The 16,476-nt window shown below is 71.9% G+C and carries 6 protein-coding genes; 1 reads left to right on the top strand and 5 read right to left on the bottom strand.

Going from position 1 to position 16,476, the window contains the following annotated elements; translation table 11 throughout:
* Positions 1-21: 21 nt before the first annotated feature.
* Positions 22-6,402 carry a protein kinase gene (locus ACIQTO_RS32310; protein WP_402395638.1) on the bottom strand — a complete coding sequence of 2,127 codons (6,381 nt, stop codon included), beginning with the start codon at positions 6,400-6,402 and terminating at the stop codon, positions 22-24.
* Between the two features lie 252 nt (positions 6,403-6,654).
* Between ACIQTO_RS32310 and ACIQTO_RS32305 the strand changes: the two genes are divergently transcribed.
* Positions 6,655-8,352, top strand: a complete 1,698-nt coding sequence (locus ACIQTO_RS32305) for a class I SAM-dependent DNA methyltransferase (protein WP_402395636.1) — start codon at positions 6,655-6,657, stop codon at positions 8,350-8,352.
* Between the two features lie 53 nt (positions 8,353-8,405).
* Here ACIQTO_RS32305 and ACIQTO_RS32300 read toward each other — a convergent pair whose 3' ends face one another.
* The 4 genes from ACIQTO_RS32300 to ACIQTO_RS32285 are packed head-to-tail and all read right to left on the bottom strand — an operon-like array spanning position 8,406 to position 16,368.
* Positions 8,406-9,554 (bottom strand): hypothetical protein, encoded by a 1,149-nt coding sequence (locus tag ACIQTO_RS32300; RefSeq protein ID WP_402395633.1) that lies wholly within the window; start codon positions 9,552-9,554, stop codon positions 8,406-8,408.
* Positions 9,541-13,983, bottom strand: a complete 4,443-nt coding sequence (locus tag ACIQTO_RS32295) for a hypothetical protein (protein WP_402395631.1) — start codon at positions 13,981-13,983, stop codon at positions 9,541-9,543. The genes ACIQTO_RS32300 and ACIQTO_RS32295 overlap by 14 nt, the downstream gene beginning before the upstream one ends.
* Complete coding sequence (locus ACIQTO_RS32290; RefSeq protein WP_402395629.1) at positions 13,976-14,812, bottom strand: hypothetical protein; 837 nt, start codon at positions 14,810-14,812, stop codon at positions 13,976-13,978. The genes ACIQTO_RS32295 and ACIQTO_RS32290 overlap by 8 nt, the downstream gene beginning before the upstream one ends.
* Positions 14,809-16,368 (bottom strand): hypothetical protein, encoded by a 1,560-nt coding sequence (locus ACIQTO_RS32285; RefSeq protein WP_402395626.1) that lies wholly within the window; start codon positions 16,366-16,368, stop codon positions 14,809-14,811. Before ACIQTO_RS32285 ends, ACIQTO_RS32290 begins: the two co-directional genes overlap by 4 nt.
* Positions 16,369-16,476: the final 108 nt, after the last annotated feature.

Below are 16,476 nucleotides of genomic sequence, written 5' to 3'. Positions count from 1 at the left end.
CCGGGGTCGCCGGCAGGGGGTTCAGCGGGTGCGGAAGTAGCCGGCGTTCTTTTCGACGATGGCATCCCAGTCCGTTCCCGCCGGGAATCGCAGGACGTCCCAGCCCATCATCTCGAGACGGTCCACCGCCTCGTCGTCGCGGCTGGCATCGTCGCCGTGAGCCGGGCTGTCGACGAACACGGCCACGTTGCCTCCGTCGACCCGGAAGATCAGGTCCGGCACGGCCGCGGCCTCCGGGACGAAGGCGGACACCTCGTCCGGCAGCCGGTGTCCCTTGGCCTTGAGCCAACCGAGGAGATCACCGGCCGCTACCAGCTCGGCGAGGTCCGACTCCAGCGGTGTGACGGTCTCCGGCGCTGTCCCGGTCACCGAAGACTCGGTCCCGTCGCCCGTTCCGGCGGCCGGCCGTTCGGCCGCCAGCCGGAGGAACTGCTCGGTGCGCGACTCCCCGCGAGCGGTCCGCTCGGTCTCGGCGGACGTGAGTCGCAGCAGCAGCGGACCAGCCGCGTGGCGGCTGAGCTTCCGGTGATGGGTCTGGTTGCCGTAGGTCAGGAGGCACTCGTAGCAGCCGCGCGCGCACTCCCGGTCCTCGTCCGGACCGCCCTGGTCGACTCCGTGTTCGTCGAAGTGGCAGATGTCCAGGGCGGTGCTGGCGGCCTTGGCGAGCGCGTGCCGGTCGTGCTGGAGGCGGCGCAGCACGCCGGCGCCGCCCTCCGCGGCCTCGGTGAAGAGGATCCGGCGGCGCGGGCCGTCGTCCGGGGGCAGGAGTTCGGCGGTCAGCTCAGCGTCCTCCAGCTCGAAGGCGGCCTCGATGCCCCGCTCCAGCGCGTACATGAACGACAGCGCGATCGGTTCGGGCAGGGCCTCGTCGAGGGTGACGACGAGGATGTTGCGCCGGTCCTGGACGTACGGCAGGACGCGCTTCTTGCGGCGCTTCTCGTTGCCGTCCTCGTCGGCGACCGGCATGCCGGTGCCCTCGATGGCCTCTGATGCTGCCTTGTCGTTCAGCCAGCGGCCGTCGCCGAGGTCGAGCCAGTAGCCGTCCGGTTCGTTCTCCTTGTCGCGGACCCGCCCCAGGTTGGTGATGCGGACGGTGGCGGAGTCGCCGTAGTCCAGGGCGAGTACCGGGGCACCGGCGGCGTCGGTGACGTGCGAGGTGAGGCGGCCCTTGCGGATTCCGTGGTCCTGGAACGCGTAGGACGTCTCCAGGCGGAAGCCGGCCCGGCGCCGCTCCTCCTCGTCGGAGGAGATCCGCTCGCGGGGGGTGGTGTAGACGGTGTGCAGCTGCAACAGGTTGCTGCGCTTGGCGGGGAGCGGCTCCTTGCACATCTCGCAGCGGTTGGTACCGACCTGTACCTCGTGGTGGTAGCCGCAGTCGCCGCAGCGCCTGGACTCGGCCGTCGGCAGGTCGCCGGAGGCATCCGGCGGGAGCTGGATCCGGGTGACCTGGTAGCGGGCGCCCTCGTGGTAGATCAGCGCGCCGGGGCCGAACTCGCGGATCGCGAGGAACCGGGGGCGCTGGAGGTAGTCGCCGTCGCTGTTGCGGCGGCTGCCGGGACGCGGGATGTAGGCGGCCAGCGGCAGGCGGGGGAAGCTGTAGCCGGGCAGGAATCCCTCGGACGCAAGATACCGGTAGGGGTTGAAGTCGCTCATGACCGACTTGGCGTCGGTGGAGCGGTTCAGCAGCAGGTCCCGCTGTGTCTCGGCCTCGCGCCGACGCGAACGGGCGCGAGCTTGTTCGCCGTTGCTCAGGCTGGTGTCGACGACCCGCCGGTTCTGCTCGTACTGGTCGAGCACGGCGGCACGGAACAGCTCCCGCCACCGTTCGAATGCCTCGTTGAAGGTGTCCGGGGCCTTCGTGACCTGGTCCTCGATCCAGGTCTCGTACCACCAGGTGGTGTTCGCGAAGTCGGCGACGAGCGGCGCGAGCACTGTCCGGGCCGCCACGACGGCCCGGAGTCGGGCGCCCTCGTCGAGGGACTGGTCGCGGATGTCGGGGCGCAGCGGCAGCGGCATCTCGGGGTCGGGTCGCTCCTCCCCGGCCGGATCGTAGGCGACGTCGATCACCTCGGGGACGGCACGGCCCAGGCGCATGGCTGTTTCGGCCAACCAGATGCCCTGCAGATGAGACCGGACCAGGTCCTCGTTGGCCAGGTCGAGGCGCGGCGGGGCGACTTGTCCGGCGACCATCGCCTGCGAGTTGCGGAAGTAGTACTGGTCGTGGCTGTTCCCCGTCGCGCAGTAGGTGGTGACCAGTGCGGGCTGGCCGGACCGACCGGCCCGGCCGGAGCGCTGGGCGTAGTTGGCGGGAGTCGGCGGCACGTTGCGCATCATGACGGCGTTGAGCGAGGAGATGTCCACACCCAGCTCCATCGTCGGGGAGCAGTAGAGCAGCGGCAGGGCGGCGGTGCGGAACTCCTTCTCGCGCTGCTCGCGTTCCTCCGGGGTGACCTGCGCGGTGTGCTCGCGGGCGAACAACCCGGCGAGGCCGGCCGCCGCGTCCTGGTAGAGGCGGCGGAAGAAGGGGTTGACGCGCGGGCCCTCGCCGCTGTTGTAGGTGCGGGTCAGCGGGTCGATGGCTCCGGTCTCGCCGGTTCCCGCACGCCAGATCAGTGTGGCCGCGGAAACCCGGTAGCCGGTCCGCTTCTCGGCGGTGCGGCGGCGGAACACCGGCCCGGAGGTCTCGGGGACCACCTCGACCTCGTTCACGAGGCCGAGCTCGCACAGGACCGTCAGCAGGTCCTTGATGACGGTCTGCAGCTCGGTCAGGTCGAGGGCGCGGAAGGCCGGCGCCGTGCGCTTGAGGTACTTCCCGAACTTGCCGCGTGCGGACAGGAACAGTGCGGTGCGTTCCATGCCCGGCTTGGACGCGGTGGGGTAGGCGGTGCCGATCCCGGGCTTGTCGCTCTCCGCCAGCACCCACGGGCCGGTCAGCCGCTCCTCGCTGGCCCGCTGCAGGCTGTCGAAGTCGTCGCGGAAGTACTGGACGTCGATGGCGAGACCGCGGCGCAGGTAGTCGAGCAGGGCCCGGGCCACCTCGCTGCGCAGCGCCGGCTCGGCCTCGCGCAGGGCTTCGTGCGCCCTGTTCCAGTGCTTCTGCTGCTCGGCGAGCCAGTCCAGGTCCTCGTAGTCGATGCGCAGCAGGCCGGTCTGCTCCAGGTTGGGCATGGTGATGCGCCAGCCCCGCTCCAGGTCGCGGTAGAGGCGGTAACCGACGACGTCGCGGAACGTCTTGCCGGCCCGTCGCTCCAGCCCGGGCGCCATGGTCGGATTGCCGGTGTACTCGCGCGGTGCGAGGCCCATGACGTCGGTGACCGCCTGCGCCAGGTCGTCGTGGTGCAGGCCTTCGTCCCCGGCCTGCAGCGCAGCCCGGTACAGGGCCCCGCGCAGCTGCGTGACCTGGGCGAAGTCGTTGAAGTGGCCGGCCTGGAGGGAGGCGTCCTGCCGGTTGTCGACGAAGGTGAGCAGCTTGCGGGCCTCGGCGGACAGCACCTCCTCGGGCACGGCGCGCAGCGACTTCACGATCGATGCGGAGATCACGGAGGTCGCCGAGGAGCGGCCCTCCTGGTCGAGGGTCGCCAGCTTGGCGAAGTCCCGGCCACGGGTCTGTTCGTAGGAGATCTGGCAGTGCAGGCAGAACAGGAAGGGAGCGGGCACGAATGCGGCGACCAGCCCCTCGCCCGACTCGCCGCCGTGCGGGTCGACGACGACGCGCTGCGGCACCCGCGGCCGGTAGGACTTCTTCACCACGGTGGCGCCGTTGGCGTCCGTCTCCAGCCACGACTCGGGGAGCCGGCGGTCGTCGACCGCCCGCTGCGGGTCGGCCGGCCACTCGTAGTCCTCGCCCGGCACACCGATGTAGAGGTACCCCTCGCCCGCGCGCCCGCCGGAGGCGGAGGTGTCGCGCCGGGGCTCGTAGCGGACGGTGCCGTCCTCGGTGGTGCGCCACACGGTGACGTACTCCTGGCCGCACTCGCGGCAGAACGCCAGGGGGAAGAGCGGCCTGCCCGGGCTGCCGGTGCCGGCAGGCTGCTCCAGCTGGTAGGTGCGGGTCAGCGGGCGGGTGAGCGGGTCCTCCAGGGTGGTGTAGACCGTGTCGCCCTTGGAGAGGAACTGGTGCAGCCGAAACGCGAACAGCGGCCGCTCGGTCACCGGGTGCTTCGCCTGTGAGCCGGCCTCCAACGTCGCCCTGATCGCCTCCTGGACGGTCTCCGCCGGGATTCCGGACTCGGCGGCGAGTTCTGCGGCGGCTTCCTCGATCTTGCCCGGGGGGCGGCGACGGAGCCGACCGGTCCCCTCCTCGCGCTCCAGCCCGAACCTGGACTCGATCCAGCGGGCCAGCGGGTCCTTGGTCAGCGCCTCGTACCCGCGTGGTGCGGCGACGGCCCGCAGCCGCTCGGCCGGGACGGTCGCGGGCGGCTCCCCAGTGGCACGGACGAGTGTCTCGCCGATCACGCGCCGCGGCAGCACGGTCGTGCCGAAGAGCCGGCCGGCGACCTTGGCGACCTCCCGCTGCTGGTCCTCCCAGCTGCCCTCTGTCGACATGGTCGCGGACGTGCCGATGCACTGGAGGGTGTCTGCGGCCCGGCAGGCCTCGCGGACCCGGCGGATCAGCAGGGCGACGTCGGCACCTTGCCGGCCGCGGTAGGTGTGCAGTTCGTCGAAGACCAGGAACTGCAGGCCCTCGGCCATGCGGATCAGGCTCTTCCGGTCGTCGGGCCGGGTGAGCATCAGCTCCAGCATCACGTAGTTGGTGAGCAGGATGTCCGGGGGGTTCTTGCGCAGCTCGCGGCGCTGTTCGTCGCTCTCCTGCCCGGTGTAGCGGGCGAAGGTGACCGGTTCATCGCCCTTGCCGAATCCGTACCGGAGGTACTTCTTCAGCTCCTGGCGCTGGGAGTTGGCGAGCGCGTTCATCGGGTAGACCACGATCGCGCGCACCCGCTTGGGCGTGCCCGGCCGCTCGGTCGCGCGCTCCTTCAATACCCGGTCGACGATCGGGACGATGTAGGAGAGTGACTTTCCGGAGCCGGTGCCGGTGGTGAGCACGTAGGAGTCGCCGGCCTGCGCGGCCTCGACGGCCTCACGCTGGTGGCGGTGGAAGGTGAGTGGCCGACCGTCGGGGCGCGTGGAGGTCTTCTTCTTCCCGGCCTGGAAGATCTCGGCGCACTTCGGGTCGAGCACGGTGTCCCGGACCAGGTCGGTGACCTGGCCCCCGTCCGCGAAGAAGGGGTTGAGGGAGAGCCACGGGTTGGGCCACTGAGACTTGTCGGCCAGGTCGTCCTCGATGAAGCCGGCGATCCGGCCGTCCCGGACGATCGCGGCGCCCTTGGTGAAGCGCTCATACTCGTCGATCAAGGTCCGGTGGATGCCGAACACGTCCATAGCGTCCGGGAGGCGGCGCGGCGGGCGTGGCACCGGCACGGGGGCGGCCGGCGCGGGCTCGGGGAACTCGGCGCGCAGGCGCTCGACCGGGTCCATCGCCGTCCAGTGCGGGGCGAGAAGGGTTGCGGTCTCGTCGGGCGCCAGGGCGAGCGGGACCAGGGCCTCGCGGACCCGGGTGGCATTCTCCGGGCGGTTGGCCTGGTCCTTCTCCAGCAGCCGGGTGACGAGGCGGACCAGCTCGGACGGCAGGTCCGGGCGGATGACGGTGAGGGACGGCGGCGTGTCGTGCTGGTGCTGTTGGGAGAGGTCGAAGGGCGTCTTCGCGCCGAAGGGCGGCTTGCCGATCAGCAGCTCATACAGGATGCAGCCCAGCGCGTACAGGTCGGCGGGGGCGGTCACCTGTTCGGCCCGGAACTGCTCCGGGGCCATGTAGCGGGCGGTACCGACGCCCACTCCGGTGCTGGTGAGCCGGGTCTGGTCGGAGTCGTTGACGATCCGGCCCATGCCGAAGTCGAGGATCTTGACCGTGCCGTCGTGGGTGAGCATCACGTTGGCCGGCTTGAGGTCCCGGTGGATGACACCGGCCGCGTGCGCCGAGGCGAGGCCGGCCGCGATCTGCGCCGCGATGGCGGTGGCCCAGGAGACCGGGAGCTGGGGCTCTTCATCGATCAGGTCGCCGAGCGGGCTCCCGTCGAGCAGTTCCATGACCAGGTACGGCAGGCTGCTGCCGTCGGCCGGGGTGTCGACGCCGCCGGCGATGAGCCGGGTCAGGTTGGGGTGGCGGGGGGAGAGGCGGCGCATGATGTCCACCTCGCGGCGGAAGCGCTCGACGTCCTTGTTGCCCCCGGACGCGTCGATCGCGATGCCGGTGCGGCTGCGCAGGATCGTCTTCAGGGCGACTTCCCGGTCCGGTGAGCCCTCCGGGGCTTCGAGGTCGGCGGCCCGATGGACTTCCCCCATGTTGCCGCGTCCGACGGGCCCCACGATGCGGAACCTGTTTGCGACCGTCCCCAGACCCACTGGCGCTCCCCTGCCTCACGTGTCTCGTTGCGTCGTGCGCGGCAGACGGGCAGCCGGCGCCCAGCCAGCTTACATGAAGCGCTGTGCACAACACCATGATTGCGTTGACTGTGTAAACGTACTGACATGCTGGGTGCCCGCTTCTGCTCCGCACACTATCGGCATCGATGGGGGATGGGATGAGTGCGTGAGTGGTGTCAACACAAGAACGTCCCCCTGTGAATGTGGGTGCATGCGTGTACGGTGACGTCCATGGACGACCCCGTCACGCCCCGACCAGCCACCGAGGACAAGCAGCCGCCCACGCTCGTCACCAGCGCCGAGATCGCCCGCCTCGCGGGCGTCACCCGGGCCGCGGTCTCCAACTGGCGACGCCGTTACGAGGACTTCCCGGCCGCCGCGGCCGGGAGCGCCGCCAGTCCGCTCTTCGCCTGGCCCGCCGTCCAGGAATGGCTGCGACGACGTGACCGGCACCAGGACGTCTCCCTGGAGGTCCAGGCCTGGCAGGCGCTGCGCGCCGCGTACGGCGACGCGACCGTCGCCGCCGTGGCCGCCGCGGCGCGGCACCTCGCGCCGGCGGGCGCCCCTGGAACCGCCACCGTGCAGGAGGGCGAGCGCCTGCCCAGCGCGGCGCAAGTCCTGCTGGACCGGTTCGCCGGCGAATCGGATCCGAACGCCGCGCTGCGCGCGCTCACCGACCGCATGGCCGACTCCGCTCGCCGCACCGGATCCGACCAGGTCACCTCCCCGCTCCTCGTCCGCGCGGTCAGCCACTTCGCGCCGCGACTCCAGCCCGGCCGTACGGTCTTCGATCCGGCCTGTGGCATCGGCGCCCTGCTGCTCGCGGTGGAGCCCGAGCGCCGGCTGGTCCGGCTCGGCCAGGACAGTGACACCGATGCGGTGGACATCGTTCTCGCCCGCGCCGCATTGGCCGGGCTCGGCGATCTCCGGATCGCCCACGGCGACTCCTTGCGGGCCGACGGCTACCCGGGGCTCGCCGCCGACCTGGTGCTCTGTGATCCACCCGTCGCCGCCGGGGACTGGGGGCGGGACGAACTCCTGCTCGACCACCGCTGGGAGTTCGGCACGCCGTCCCGGGCGGAGGGCGAGCTCGCCTGGCTTCAACACTCCTACGCGCACACCGCGCCGGGCGGCCAGGTCCTCATGGTCCTCCCTGCCTCCGTCGCGTACCGCAAGGCAGGGCGCCGCATTCGCGCCGAACTCGTCCGTCGAGGCATCGTCCGCCAGGTCGTCGCCCTGCCCGGCGGTGTCGCCGCCGGGCACAGCCTGCCGGTCCACCTATGGTCCTTGCAGCGACCGAAGGAGGGCGAACCGCGCCCGGCCGCCGTGCGCCTGATCGACCTGACCGAGAACGCCCCGGACGGCTCGCTGCGGCCGACCGATGCACAGACCGTCGACATTTCGCTGGTCGACCTCCTCGACGATGTCGTCGATCTCACCCCGGCCGTTCACCTGCCGACGGTTCGACACGAGCTCGCCAACGAGTACGAAGAGGCGCGTTCCGAACTCGCAGACGCGCTCGCCGGGCTGCACAGCCGGCTGCCCGAGCTGCGCCGCGGTGACGGCGCGGACCTGTGGGACGGCGCCACCGTCACCGTCTCCGACCTCGCCCGGGCCGGACTCGTCGAACTGCACGAGGGTGAAGCCCGTGTGCTCGGCGACCAGATCGACCCCGAATACCTCGACGGGTTCCTTCGGGCCGGTCCCAACGTCCGCCGCTCCACGTCCCAGAGCGGCTCCTACCGCCTCGACGTCAAAGGCGCCCGCATTCCTCAGCGCGAACTCACCGTCCAGCGCCGTTACGGCACCGCGTTCCGTGCCCTGCTCGACATGGAACGCGAAGCGACTCGGCTGGCCAAAGCCGCGCAACGACTCGCCGAGATCGCCCGTGAGGGGCTGGGAACGGGAGACCTCGAACCCGGTGCGTGAGTGGTCCTCGGCAGTCGCCGGCGCGGCGCAGCCCCCAGGGGGCGACGGGTGGTTCACCGGGTGTCGGTGTGCCAGGCGCTCGACGAATCCAGGTGGCGCAGATTGACCCACTCCTGTGCGATGCGTTCGCCGCGGACCAGTAGATCGACGGCGTGCGCGCGGTGTCGCTCCGGCAACCAGGCGGCCAGCTCCTCGGCCTTGGCCCGGGGGAGCGGATCCTCCTTGCCGGGAAGGGCCGTGCCGACCTGGAAGAGCGCGTCGTACAGGTGGGCGGCGGGCGTGACCGGTGGCAGTCCCGCCGCCCTGGCCTTCTCGGAGGCCCGGACCGGGATGGCGAGGCCGCTGGCGTCCAGGTCTCCGAAGTACCTGATCGCCCCCACCCCGTGATCGGGGCGGATGCTGCGCACGGAGGAGGAGAAGGACTTCCCGATGCCCCAGGCCAGGTAGCCGAGCCGGTGGTCGACGCTCTCCAGCGCCTTCGTCAGGGACCAGCAGGTCGTGTAGTTCTCGACGACGAAGAGGATGTCACCGCGCTCCATCGTGGTGAAGCCGCGCTCGTGCGGCTTGGCCGGGTACCACTCGTTGAGCAGTGGGGGTTCCGCCCGGAGGATGTGCAGGAACTTCCGGAGATGCACCTGGTCGGAGAAGAGCCAGCCGAAGGAGAGGTCCCGCAGGGTCTTCTCCGGCTCCGGGAAGTGCGCGAGGTGGGACGGGCTGCCGAATACTTCGAGCGATCGCTCGCACATCGGCAGCGGGGTCAGGTCCGGATCGCCCGTCAGCCATGCGTTGACCGCGATGTAGGCGGCCAGGTGTCTCGGCTTCCGGCTGTTGAGCTGCCACTCGGAGGCGACCCGGCTCAGGTCCGGGTGCAGCGGTGGCATGGCGGGCCGCTCGGGGCGCGGCGTCGGCTGCTCACGGACTCGGATGCTCACCGGGAGCTCGACGCGCTCCTGGTCCGTCCGTGCGACGAACTCGACCTCTCCCGCCTCCTTGAGCCGGGTCAGCGTGTCGAGCAGAACCCGGGGGGTGAGTGTCTCGTCCCCGGCCCGGCCGAAGAGCTCGTGGTGGAGCTCCTTCACCACCGGGGCTGCGAGCTTGCGCCAGGCGGCGGCGTTTCGCTTGCCGGCGGACGACCGCTCGCGGAGTGCGGTGAGGAACTTCCGGTCGGCGGTGTTCAGCCTGGTGGGATCAGCTTTCGGCACGGTCGCTCCCCGAAGGACGTCGGTAGTACCGGGCTGCGGCGATCTCCGCGCCCTCGTCCCCCGGCTGGGCACCGTCCAGCAGCGGTCGGAGGCTGTCCTCGACCGTCAGGTACTTGCGGTGGGCTGCCAGGTCGGCGCTGTTGCGCAACCGGACCACCAACGGGAAGTTCTCCAGGACGTTCAGGTCGAAGAGGCCAGTGGTGTAGACCAACTGAACGCCCAGGGCGGCCGCGACCGACTGTTGCAGCCGCAGCAGGTACGAGGCGGACGCCCGTCCGATCGGGTTGTCGAGGAACAGCACCCCCGAGTGACGGTGCCGGGTCCTGCCCTGCTCGCTCGACCGGAGGGCCGCCATCGTGCAGTAGAGGACGATGGCCGCGGTCAGCACCTGCCCGCCCGAGAAGACGTCCTTGATCTCGGACACCGGGACGCGCTGATCGCGCAGGACGGCATCGGGCTTGAGGATCCGTACCTTGAAACCCGACACCCCGACCGAGGACGCCACCCCGCGCAGAACCAGGGACAGGCCGTCGCGCCTGGTCGGCCGACCATGGGCGGCCTCGACGGAGACCTCGTCGACGACGGTGCCGAGCCGGTCGGTCAGGGCGCCGTCCTCGGCGGGCGTGAACCCGATCTGCAGGAACGGCTTGCCGGACCACTCGGACAGCCCGTCCGGCAGCTTGGAGAGCGTCTCGGCGCGGCGCACCACCCGCAGAGCCTCCTCCACCTGTTGGCGCAGCTGGCCGACGATGGCCTGCCGGTGACGGCCGATGGAGTCCAGGTCGGTCTCCAGCGAACGCAGCCTCTGGTGCAGCAGACCGCTCCAATGCGCGGCATGGGCGGGCAGTTCGGTCGGGTCCGTCGCCACGATGATCGAGCGGTTCGGCAGGTGGAGCGTGGCGAACCGCTCGTCGACGGCGTGCCGCACCAGCCGGTCGGTCAGGGCGCGCTCGTCGAGCGTGGCCCCGGCGAGTGCCTCGTCGGCCTCGACGAACCGTGACTGGACGGCGTCGTGGCGCTGCCGGGCGGCCGAGGCGTCGCCCTCGAAGGCCGGCTCCTCCGGGGTCGGTTCACCCCCCGGCACCGAGCCGAGCAGCGTCGACAGGTCGGCGAAGAGCGTCGCCTCCCGGGCCGCCTCCCTCGCCCGCTGCCTCGCCCGCTCGCTACGGTGGCCGACCTCCCCGCACAGCCGCTCGCAGTGGTCCCGGGCGGCCTCCGCCTCGGCGGCCAGCGAAAGCCCCTCGGCGAGGTGCCTCGGGTGACCGAAGGGCGTGAGGTCGACGGGTTCGGCGGGTTCCGCGAAGGCCGCGAAGTCGGCCTTGCGGACCGCCGCCAGCCCGGCGGACTCGGCGAGCCGCTCCTCGGCGGAGAGGGTGACTCGTGCGGCAGCCTCCCGTGCCAGCGCACGGGACACCGCGTCGGCCGCCTCGGGACCGGCCAGGAGCTGTTCGGCCTGCCGGCGTACTGCCGGGGCCAGGTCACCGAACTCCTGGTCCGCGGCCGCGAGCCGGTCGCGGGCGAGTGCCGCCTTCACCTTGAGGTCCTCGCCGACCGAGACGCGCCGCAGCTCGTCCGAGGCGGCGGCGAACGACCGCCGCAGCACCTCGACCGGCTGTTCCGCCGTGGATTCGGCTCCGTCCTGGGGGCCGCCCTCCGGCGGCAGCGTGTTCAGCTCGTCCAGGAGGCGCTGCGCCGTGCCGCGCAGGGTGTCGGCGGTGCGTCGGTGGTCGGCGGCCAGGACACGGCTGCGCGCGCTGTGTTCGGCCGCCCGCCCTGCGGCGTCGCGATCCGCCGCGGCGCCTTCCAGCGCCGTCCGCTCGGCGCTCTCCCAGCCGGGAATCCGCGCCTCCTGCTCCGCCAACCGTTCGAGTGCGTGCACGGCCGACTCGGCCGCGTGGAGCGCCCGGCGCGCCGGAGGGAGCGCCGTGCCGACGGCGGCGCGCTCCTCGGCGACCACGTCGAGGCAGGCCTGCCGTTCGGTCAGGGTGACGCCGGCGGCCGAGGCCTCGGACCCACGCTGCCGCAGTTCCTGTCCCAGCTCCTCCAAACGCCCCGGTGGGAACTCCCGGCGCCAGTCGACGAGCCGGGTGTACAACGCCGCGTACCGCTCGGCCCGGTCCCGGAGTTCGGTCTGCTGCCGTACCTGCTCCCGATGCCGCTCGGCCAGCCGGACGCGCTCCTCGTCGGCGGCCCGTTCGTCGTACAGCGCCGGATGGACCGGGACCGTGAACAGCTCGTCGTCGTCCTCCGGGGCGGCGAGCAGATGGGCGGTGGTGCCGACGGCCAGGTGGTCGGTGGGCCACAGCCGGCTGTTCCTGAGCGAGTCGCACGCCTCGTCCAACCGGTCGTTCACGACCACGCCGGAGGCCAGTCGGGGTGCCTGGTGGGCGAGTTGGCGCCGCCGTTCGGCGCTGCCGACCGAGGCGATGTAGTCCCAGCCCGTCCAGGCGGTGATCCCCTGCTCCTGGAGCCGCTGCCGTACCCGGACGGCGTCGACCGACGCGGGGAGCAACTCCGCGGTCTCCAAGGTCGTCCGAGCCCGTTCGTCCCCGGCGATCTCCACCTGCAGGGCGGCCTGGGCGGTGTCCACCTCGCGGCGGACCCCGGTCAGACGGGCGAGCAGGTCCGCGGCGTCCCGGTCGAGATCCACGGCACCGCCGTCGGCCGGGCCGGGGAGGTCGGGATCGGCCGCCAGCGACGCCGTTCGAGCGGCGGCCGTGGCGACTTCGCGTTCGGCGGCGCGGAAGGCCTCGTCGGCGGCCGCGCAGCTGTCGCGTGCCGAGCCGAGGGCCTGCTCCGCGTGTCCGTACGCCAGGTCCAGGTCGGCCAGCGACGCCTCCAGCCCGGTGACGTGCGCCTCGGCTTGAGCGACCCGCCCCCGTGCGCCCTCCGCGGCCTCGGCGGCCGTCGTTCCGGTGGGCAGCCGGCCTTCTGCCACCGCGGTCGCGAGGTCCTGCCGGACGGATTCGATGCTCTCGCGGCGGACAGCGGCCTCGGCGGTCTGGTCCGCCGCGCGGGCCACCGCCGTGTTGTGTTCGGCCTGCGCCTCAAGGGCGAGGCGGTCCTGCTCCTGGCCGGCCGCCTCGGCCTCGTCCGCCTGACGCTCCGTGCGGTCACGCAGGCCGACGAGGGAGCGGCGTAGGGCTGCCGTCGCCGCGTCCCTGGCGGCCAGGGCCGGCCGGGCGGCCTCGTGGGTCTCCGCGATGATCTGCCTGAGTCGCAGGTCCTCGGCCACGGCCTCGCGACGGCGCAGTGCCGTCGGGACGGCCGCCCAGCCGCTCTCGGCCAGCTTGGCCCGCCGGACGGTGTCCCGGTCCTGCGCCTCCTCGTCCCGCGCCTCGTCCAGTCGCATGGAGGACACCAGCCGGCGCAGCTCGACGGTCACCGCGGTCAGCTGGGCGTGGCGCCTGGTCTCCTGCTCCAGCGCGTCGGCCAGGCTCCGGCTCTCGGCCCGCAAGGCCTCGGACCGGTGGCGCTCCCGATCGGCGCGGACCCGGACCAGTCGGAGGTGTTCGTCCAGTCGTACCCGGGCCTCGTCCCGGCGCGCGTTCTCCGTCAGGCGGGTCCGCCGGGCCTCCGCGAGGGCCGGCAGGTGCTCCAGGGCCCCGCGGACGAACTCCCGCTCCAGTTCGAGACTGCCCCGGACGGCGAGCTTGTCGGCGTAGGCGCCCACCACACCGGCGAGTTCCTCCGCCGGCTCGGGTGGCAGCACCGCGCTCAACAGGGAGTTGACGAAGGCATCGTCCCCCGAGAAGGAGAACGCGTCGGCCGCCTCGCCCTCCTCGGCGTTCATGGCACGCTGGTAGCGGAAGAGCTCGGGGTCCAGGCCGAGGTCCGAAAGTCGTTCGGTCCACTGCTTCTGGATCCGGACGCAGGAGTATTCGAGGGCCGGGTCGGACTCGGCCGCGGCCAGCATCCGGTCGCAGTAGTCGGAGAGCGCGCGGTAGCGGCCGTTCTCGACGATCGGGAGCGTCCGCAGCCCGAGGGTTTCCGTCGGCCGGAAGTGGTACCAGCACTCGGTCAGTTGTTTGAGGTCCTTGGAGGGTCGTCCGTTGCGCCAGGCCGAGACCTTGCCGGTGACCAGGTGCCGTCCGCTCTTGGCGTGTACCCACTCCAGGACGACATGGGAGACGTCGCCCTCCAGCACGAAGCTGCTGAGCGCATGGGTGCTGGAGGTGCCGACCGCCTGGCGGTGGCCGGGGAGCACGACGGAGAAGATCAGCTTGATCAGTACCGACTTCCCGCCGCCGTTCTCCAGGTGCAGGACGCTCGCCGGGGAGGGCCGGAGGACCGGCTCGTCCTCGCCGAACAGCGTGGTGGACGTGGTGGCCACGGGTGCGCCGGCCGAGCTGAGGTCGATCAGCACGTCCTCGTAGCGGGCTGCGGCCGGTCCCACCGACCGCACCAGGACACGGGAGAGTTCATACATCGGTCGCCTCCAGGGTGAGATCTTCGTCGTGGTCGCCGGGGACGACCCGCAGGGTGCCGGCGGCACCGGTCATGGGGACGGGCGTGATCCTGAGCAGCTCCTGGAACGCGTTGGTGGCCGCGAGTTCGCGCACCTGGAGCTGATACCGCGGTGTGGTGCGGTAGTTGCCGTCCGTGGCTTCGCCGACCGCGGTGAGGAAGCCGCAGTCCGTGAGGAAGTTGAGCGCCCGGCCGGTCATCGCGCGGGTCGAGTTCACGGCCGCCCGGCTGTCCTTGGTCCGGGAGGTTTCGGGGCGTCGGGAGTAGACCCGCCACACCTCCTCGAGCTCCGGGGTGTGGGTGGCGGCGTCGGTCTCCAGCTCGGCTTCGGCGGCCCGCTGCTGGAGCCGCCGGCAGACGTCCCGGACGGTCGAGTCGACGATGTCGATGCCGACCCGTCCGATGAAGCCGTCCTGGGCGAGGTCGTCCGGCCGGGGGAAGGCCAGCGCGGCGATCGCCAGGTGGATGAGGCCGTGCAGGACCTTCTCGTGGTCGCCGCGCTCGCCCCGGTACTTGGCCCGCCGCGCGTAGTCCTCGATCCTGGTCTCGAACACGGAACCGTCCAGTGCCGCCAGCACCAGTGCCTCGGTGCTGCTGTCGCTGCCGAGGACGGACAGTCCGAGCCCGCGACCCACGCGATCGGTCAGGGTGCGGAACTCGGTGTCCTGCCGGTACCGCCGGGTGAGGCGGAGGTAGTCGCTGTCGCGGCCGGGGACCTTCCTGGTCCGCAGTCCGTACGCGATCAGACGGGCCGCCGCCTCGGCGTCGGCGATGTGATCCGCAGTGGTCACGGGTGCTCCTCGGGGTCGGGGGACTTCTCGGGCCCGGCGTACTCCTCGTACGCGGCCGGCCGGAACGGGGCGGTGGACGGACGGGACCGTGCGGACAGGGCGGCGCGGTCGATCTCCGCCCGCGCCAGCAGCAGGTCGTCACCCCCGAACTCCGGGTCCGCCAGCTCCTCGCCGGTCCGGAAGGCGAGCAGGACATGGCTCGCGCCACTGCTGACCGCACTGCCGACCGAGGCGGCGAAGGCCTGTCCGGCCCGGTGGAGGACGAGCCTGGCCACCTCGGCGCCGGCCGTCAGGCGGGCCCGGGCCAGCAGGTTGCCCAGCCGCTCGGGCCGGTCGAGGTCGAGGACCTGATCGCCGAGCAGGTGCTGCTCGGGGGTGAAGTCGGCCGTGTCGACGGTGGTACGGAGCTCCGGTTCGGGGACGGCCGCCCCGAGCGGGGGCTCCGACGGGCCGGACCGGCACAACCGGGTGACGATCGAGGCCAACGACACCGAGTCCGGCGGGTCGGGTGCCACGGCGGCCCGGAAGTAGTCGGCCAGGACCGGGAGGGCGAGGCTCACCGGGAGCTCCAACGCGGGGACCAGCAACTGGCCGAACAGATCCAGCGCGGCGCGCTGCGGCGGCCCCGAGAACTCCTGCCGGTCCTGCTCCCGGCGGAACACCGCGCCCGCGCCCTGGACATGCTTCTGGAGTCGCATGTGACGCCCGATGCACTCACGGACGATCACGACCAGTTCGGCGGCGCGCTGCTTGTACCGCGGGTTGTCGGCCTCGTCCCGGCGCCGGGTGATGTGCCCGAGGATCTGGCTCTCCATGACGTAGCGACCCTCGATGTGCGTCAGCGCGGCGTGGAGGAGGTCCGGGATCTCGTTCTCCCAGTCCACCGTGCGGACGTTGCGCCGGGTCGCGTCGAGTTGCCGGCGCAGCATTTCGCCGTACTGCACGGTGCGGTGCCGGGCCTGCTCGGCCGCCACCTTGGCGTCGTCGAGCCGCCCGCGTTCGATCAGGTTCCTGAGCTTGTGCTCGGCGGCGACCTGGGACGATTCGACGTCCGTGTCGAGTGCTCCGACCAGGACGTTGATGGCCTCGTCGGTGGTCCGCAGGTGCAGCCGGCCACCCGCGGACCTCTCCTCGATCAGTTTGAAGTCGAAGGCGAAGGTCCGGTAGCCGTCGTCGTCGATCCGGCCGCAGATCTGGCGGAAGCCGCGGTCGACCGTACCGACGTTGATGAGCTTGTTGAGCACCCATTCGGCGATCCGCCGGTGTTGTTCGTCGGTGTGCCGGGGCTGCTGGAGCGCGGCGTACCGGGTCAGCTGGCCGAGGACCCGGTCGGGGTCCGCGCCGTGGTCGAAGTCCATGGCGACGGTGATCTGGTCGATCGCGTGCAGGCCCAGCTGGGACATCTGGTAGCCGCGGGCGTCGATGCCTTCCAGTGAGCCCTTGTAGGCGTCGAGGGTCTGCAAGGGGGCTGTGCAGGCCAGCGCCTTGGCGCGGCGGACCAGGCCCTCGTCGGGCAGGTCGGTGGGGGGCGGGGGTTCGTCGTCGGGTGGTGTCACGGGCCGATGCCTTTCGGGCTTCGTCGGGGGACTGGGACGTCGGCCTGCCGAGCCGTTGGCCGGGGTGGGTGGCCGGCCCGGAGCATCCGGTGTCCACCGGGAGGGGCG

Source organism: Kitasatospora sp. NPDC091207 (genome assembly GCF_044768625.1).
Taxonomy (GTDB): domain Bacteria; phylum Actinomycetota; class Actinomycetes; order Streptomycetales; family Streptomycetaceae; genus Kitasatospora.
Note: the sequence above shows the minus strand (reverse complement) of the source record. Positions and strands in the feature narration are given on the sequence as shown.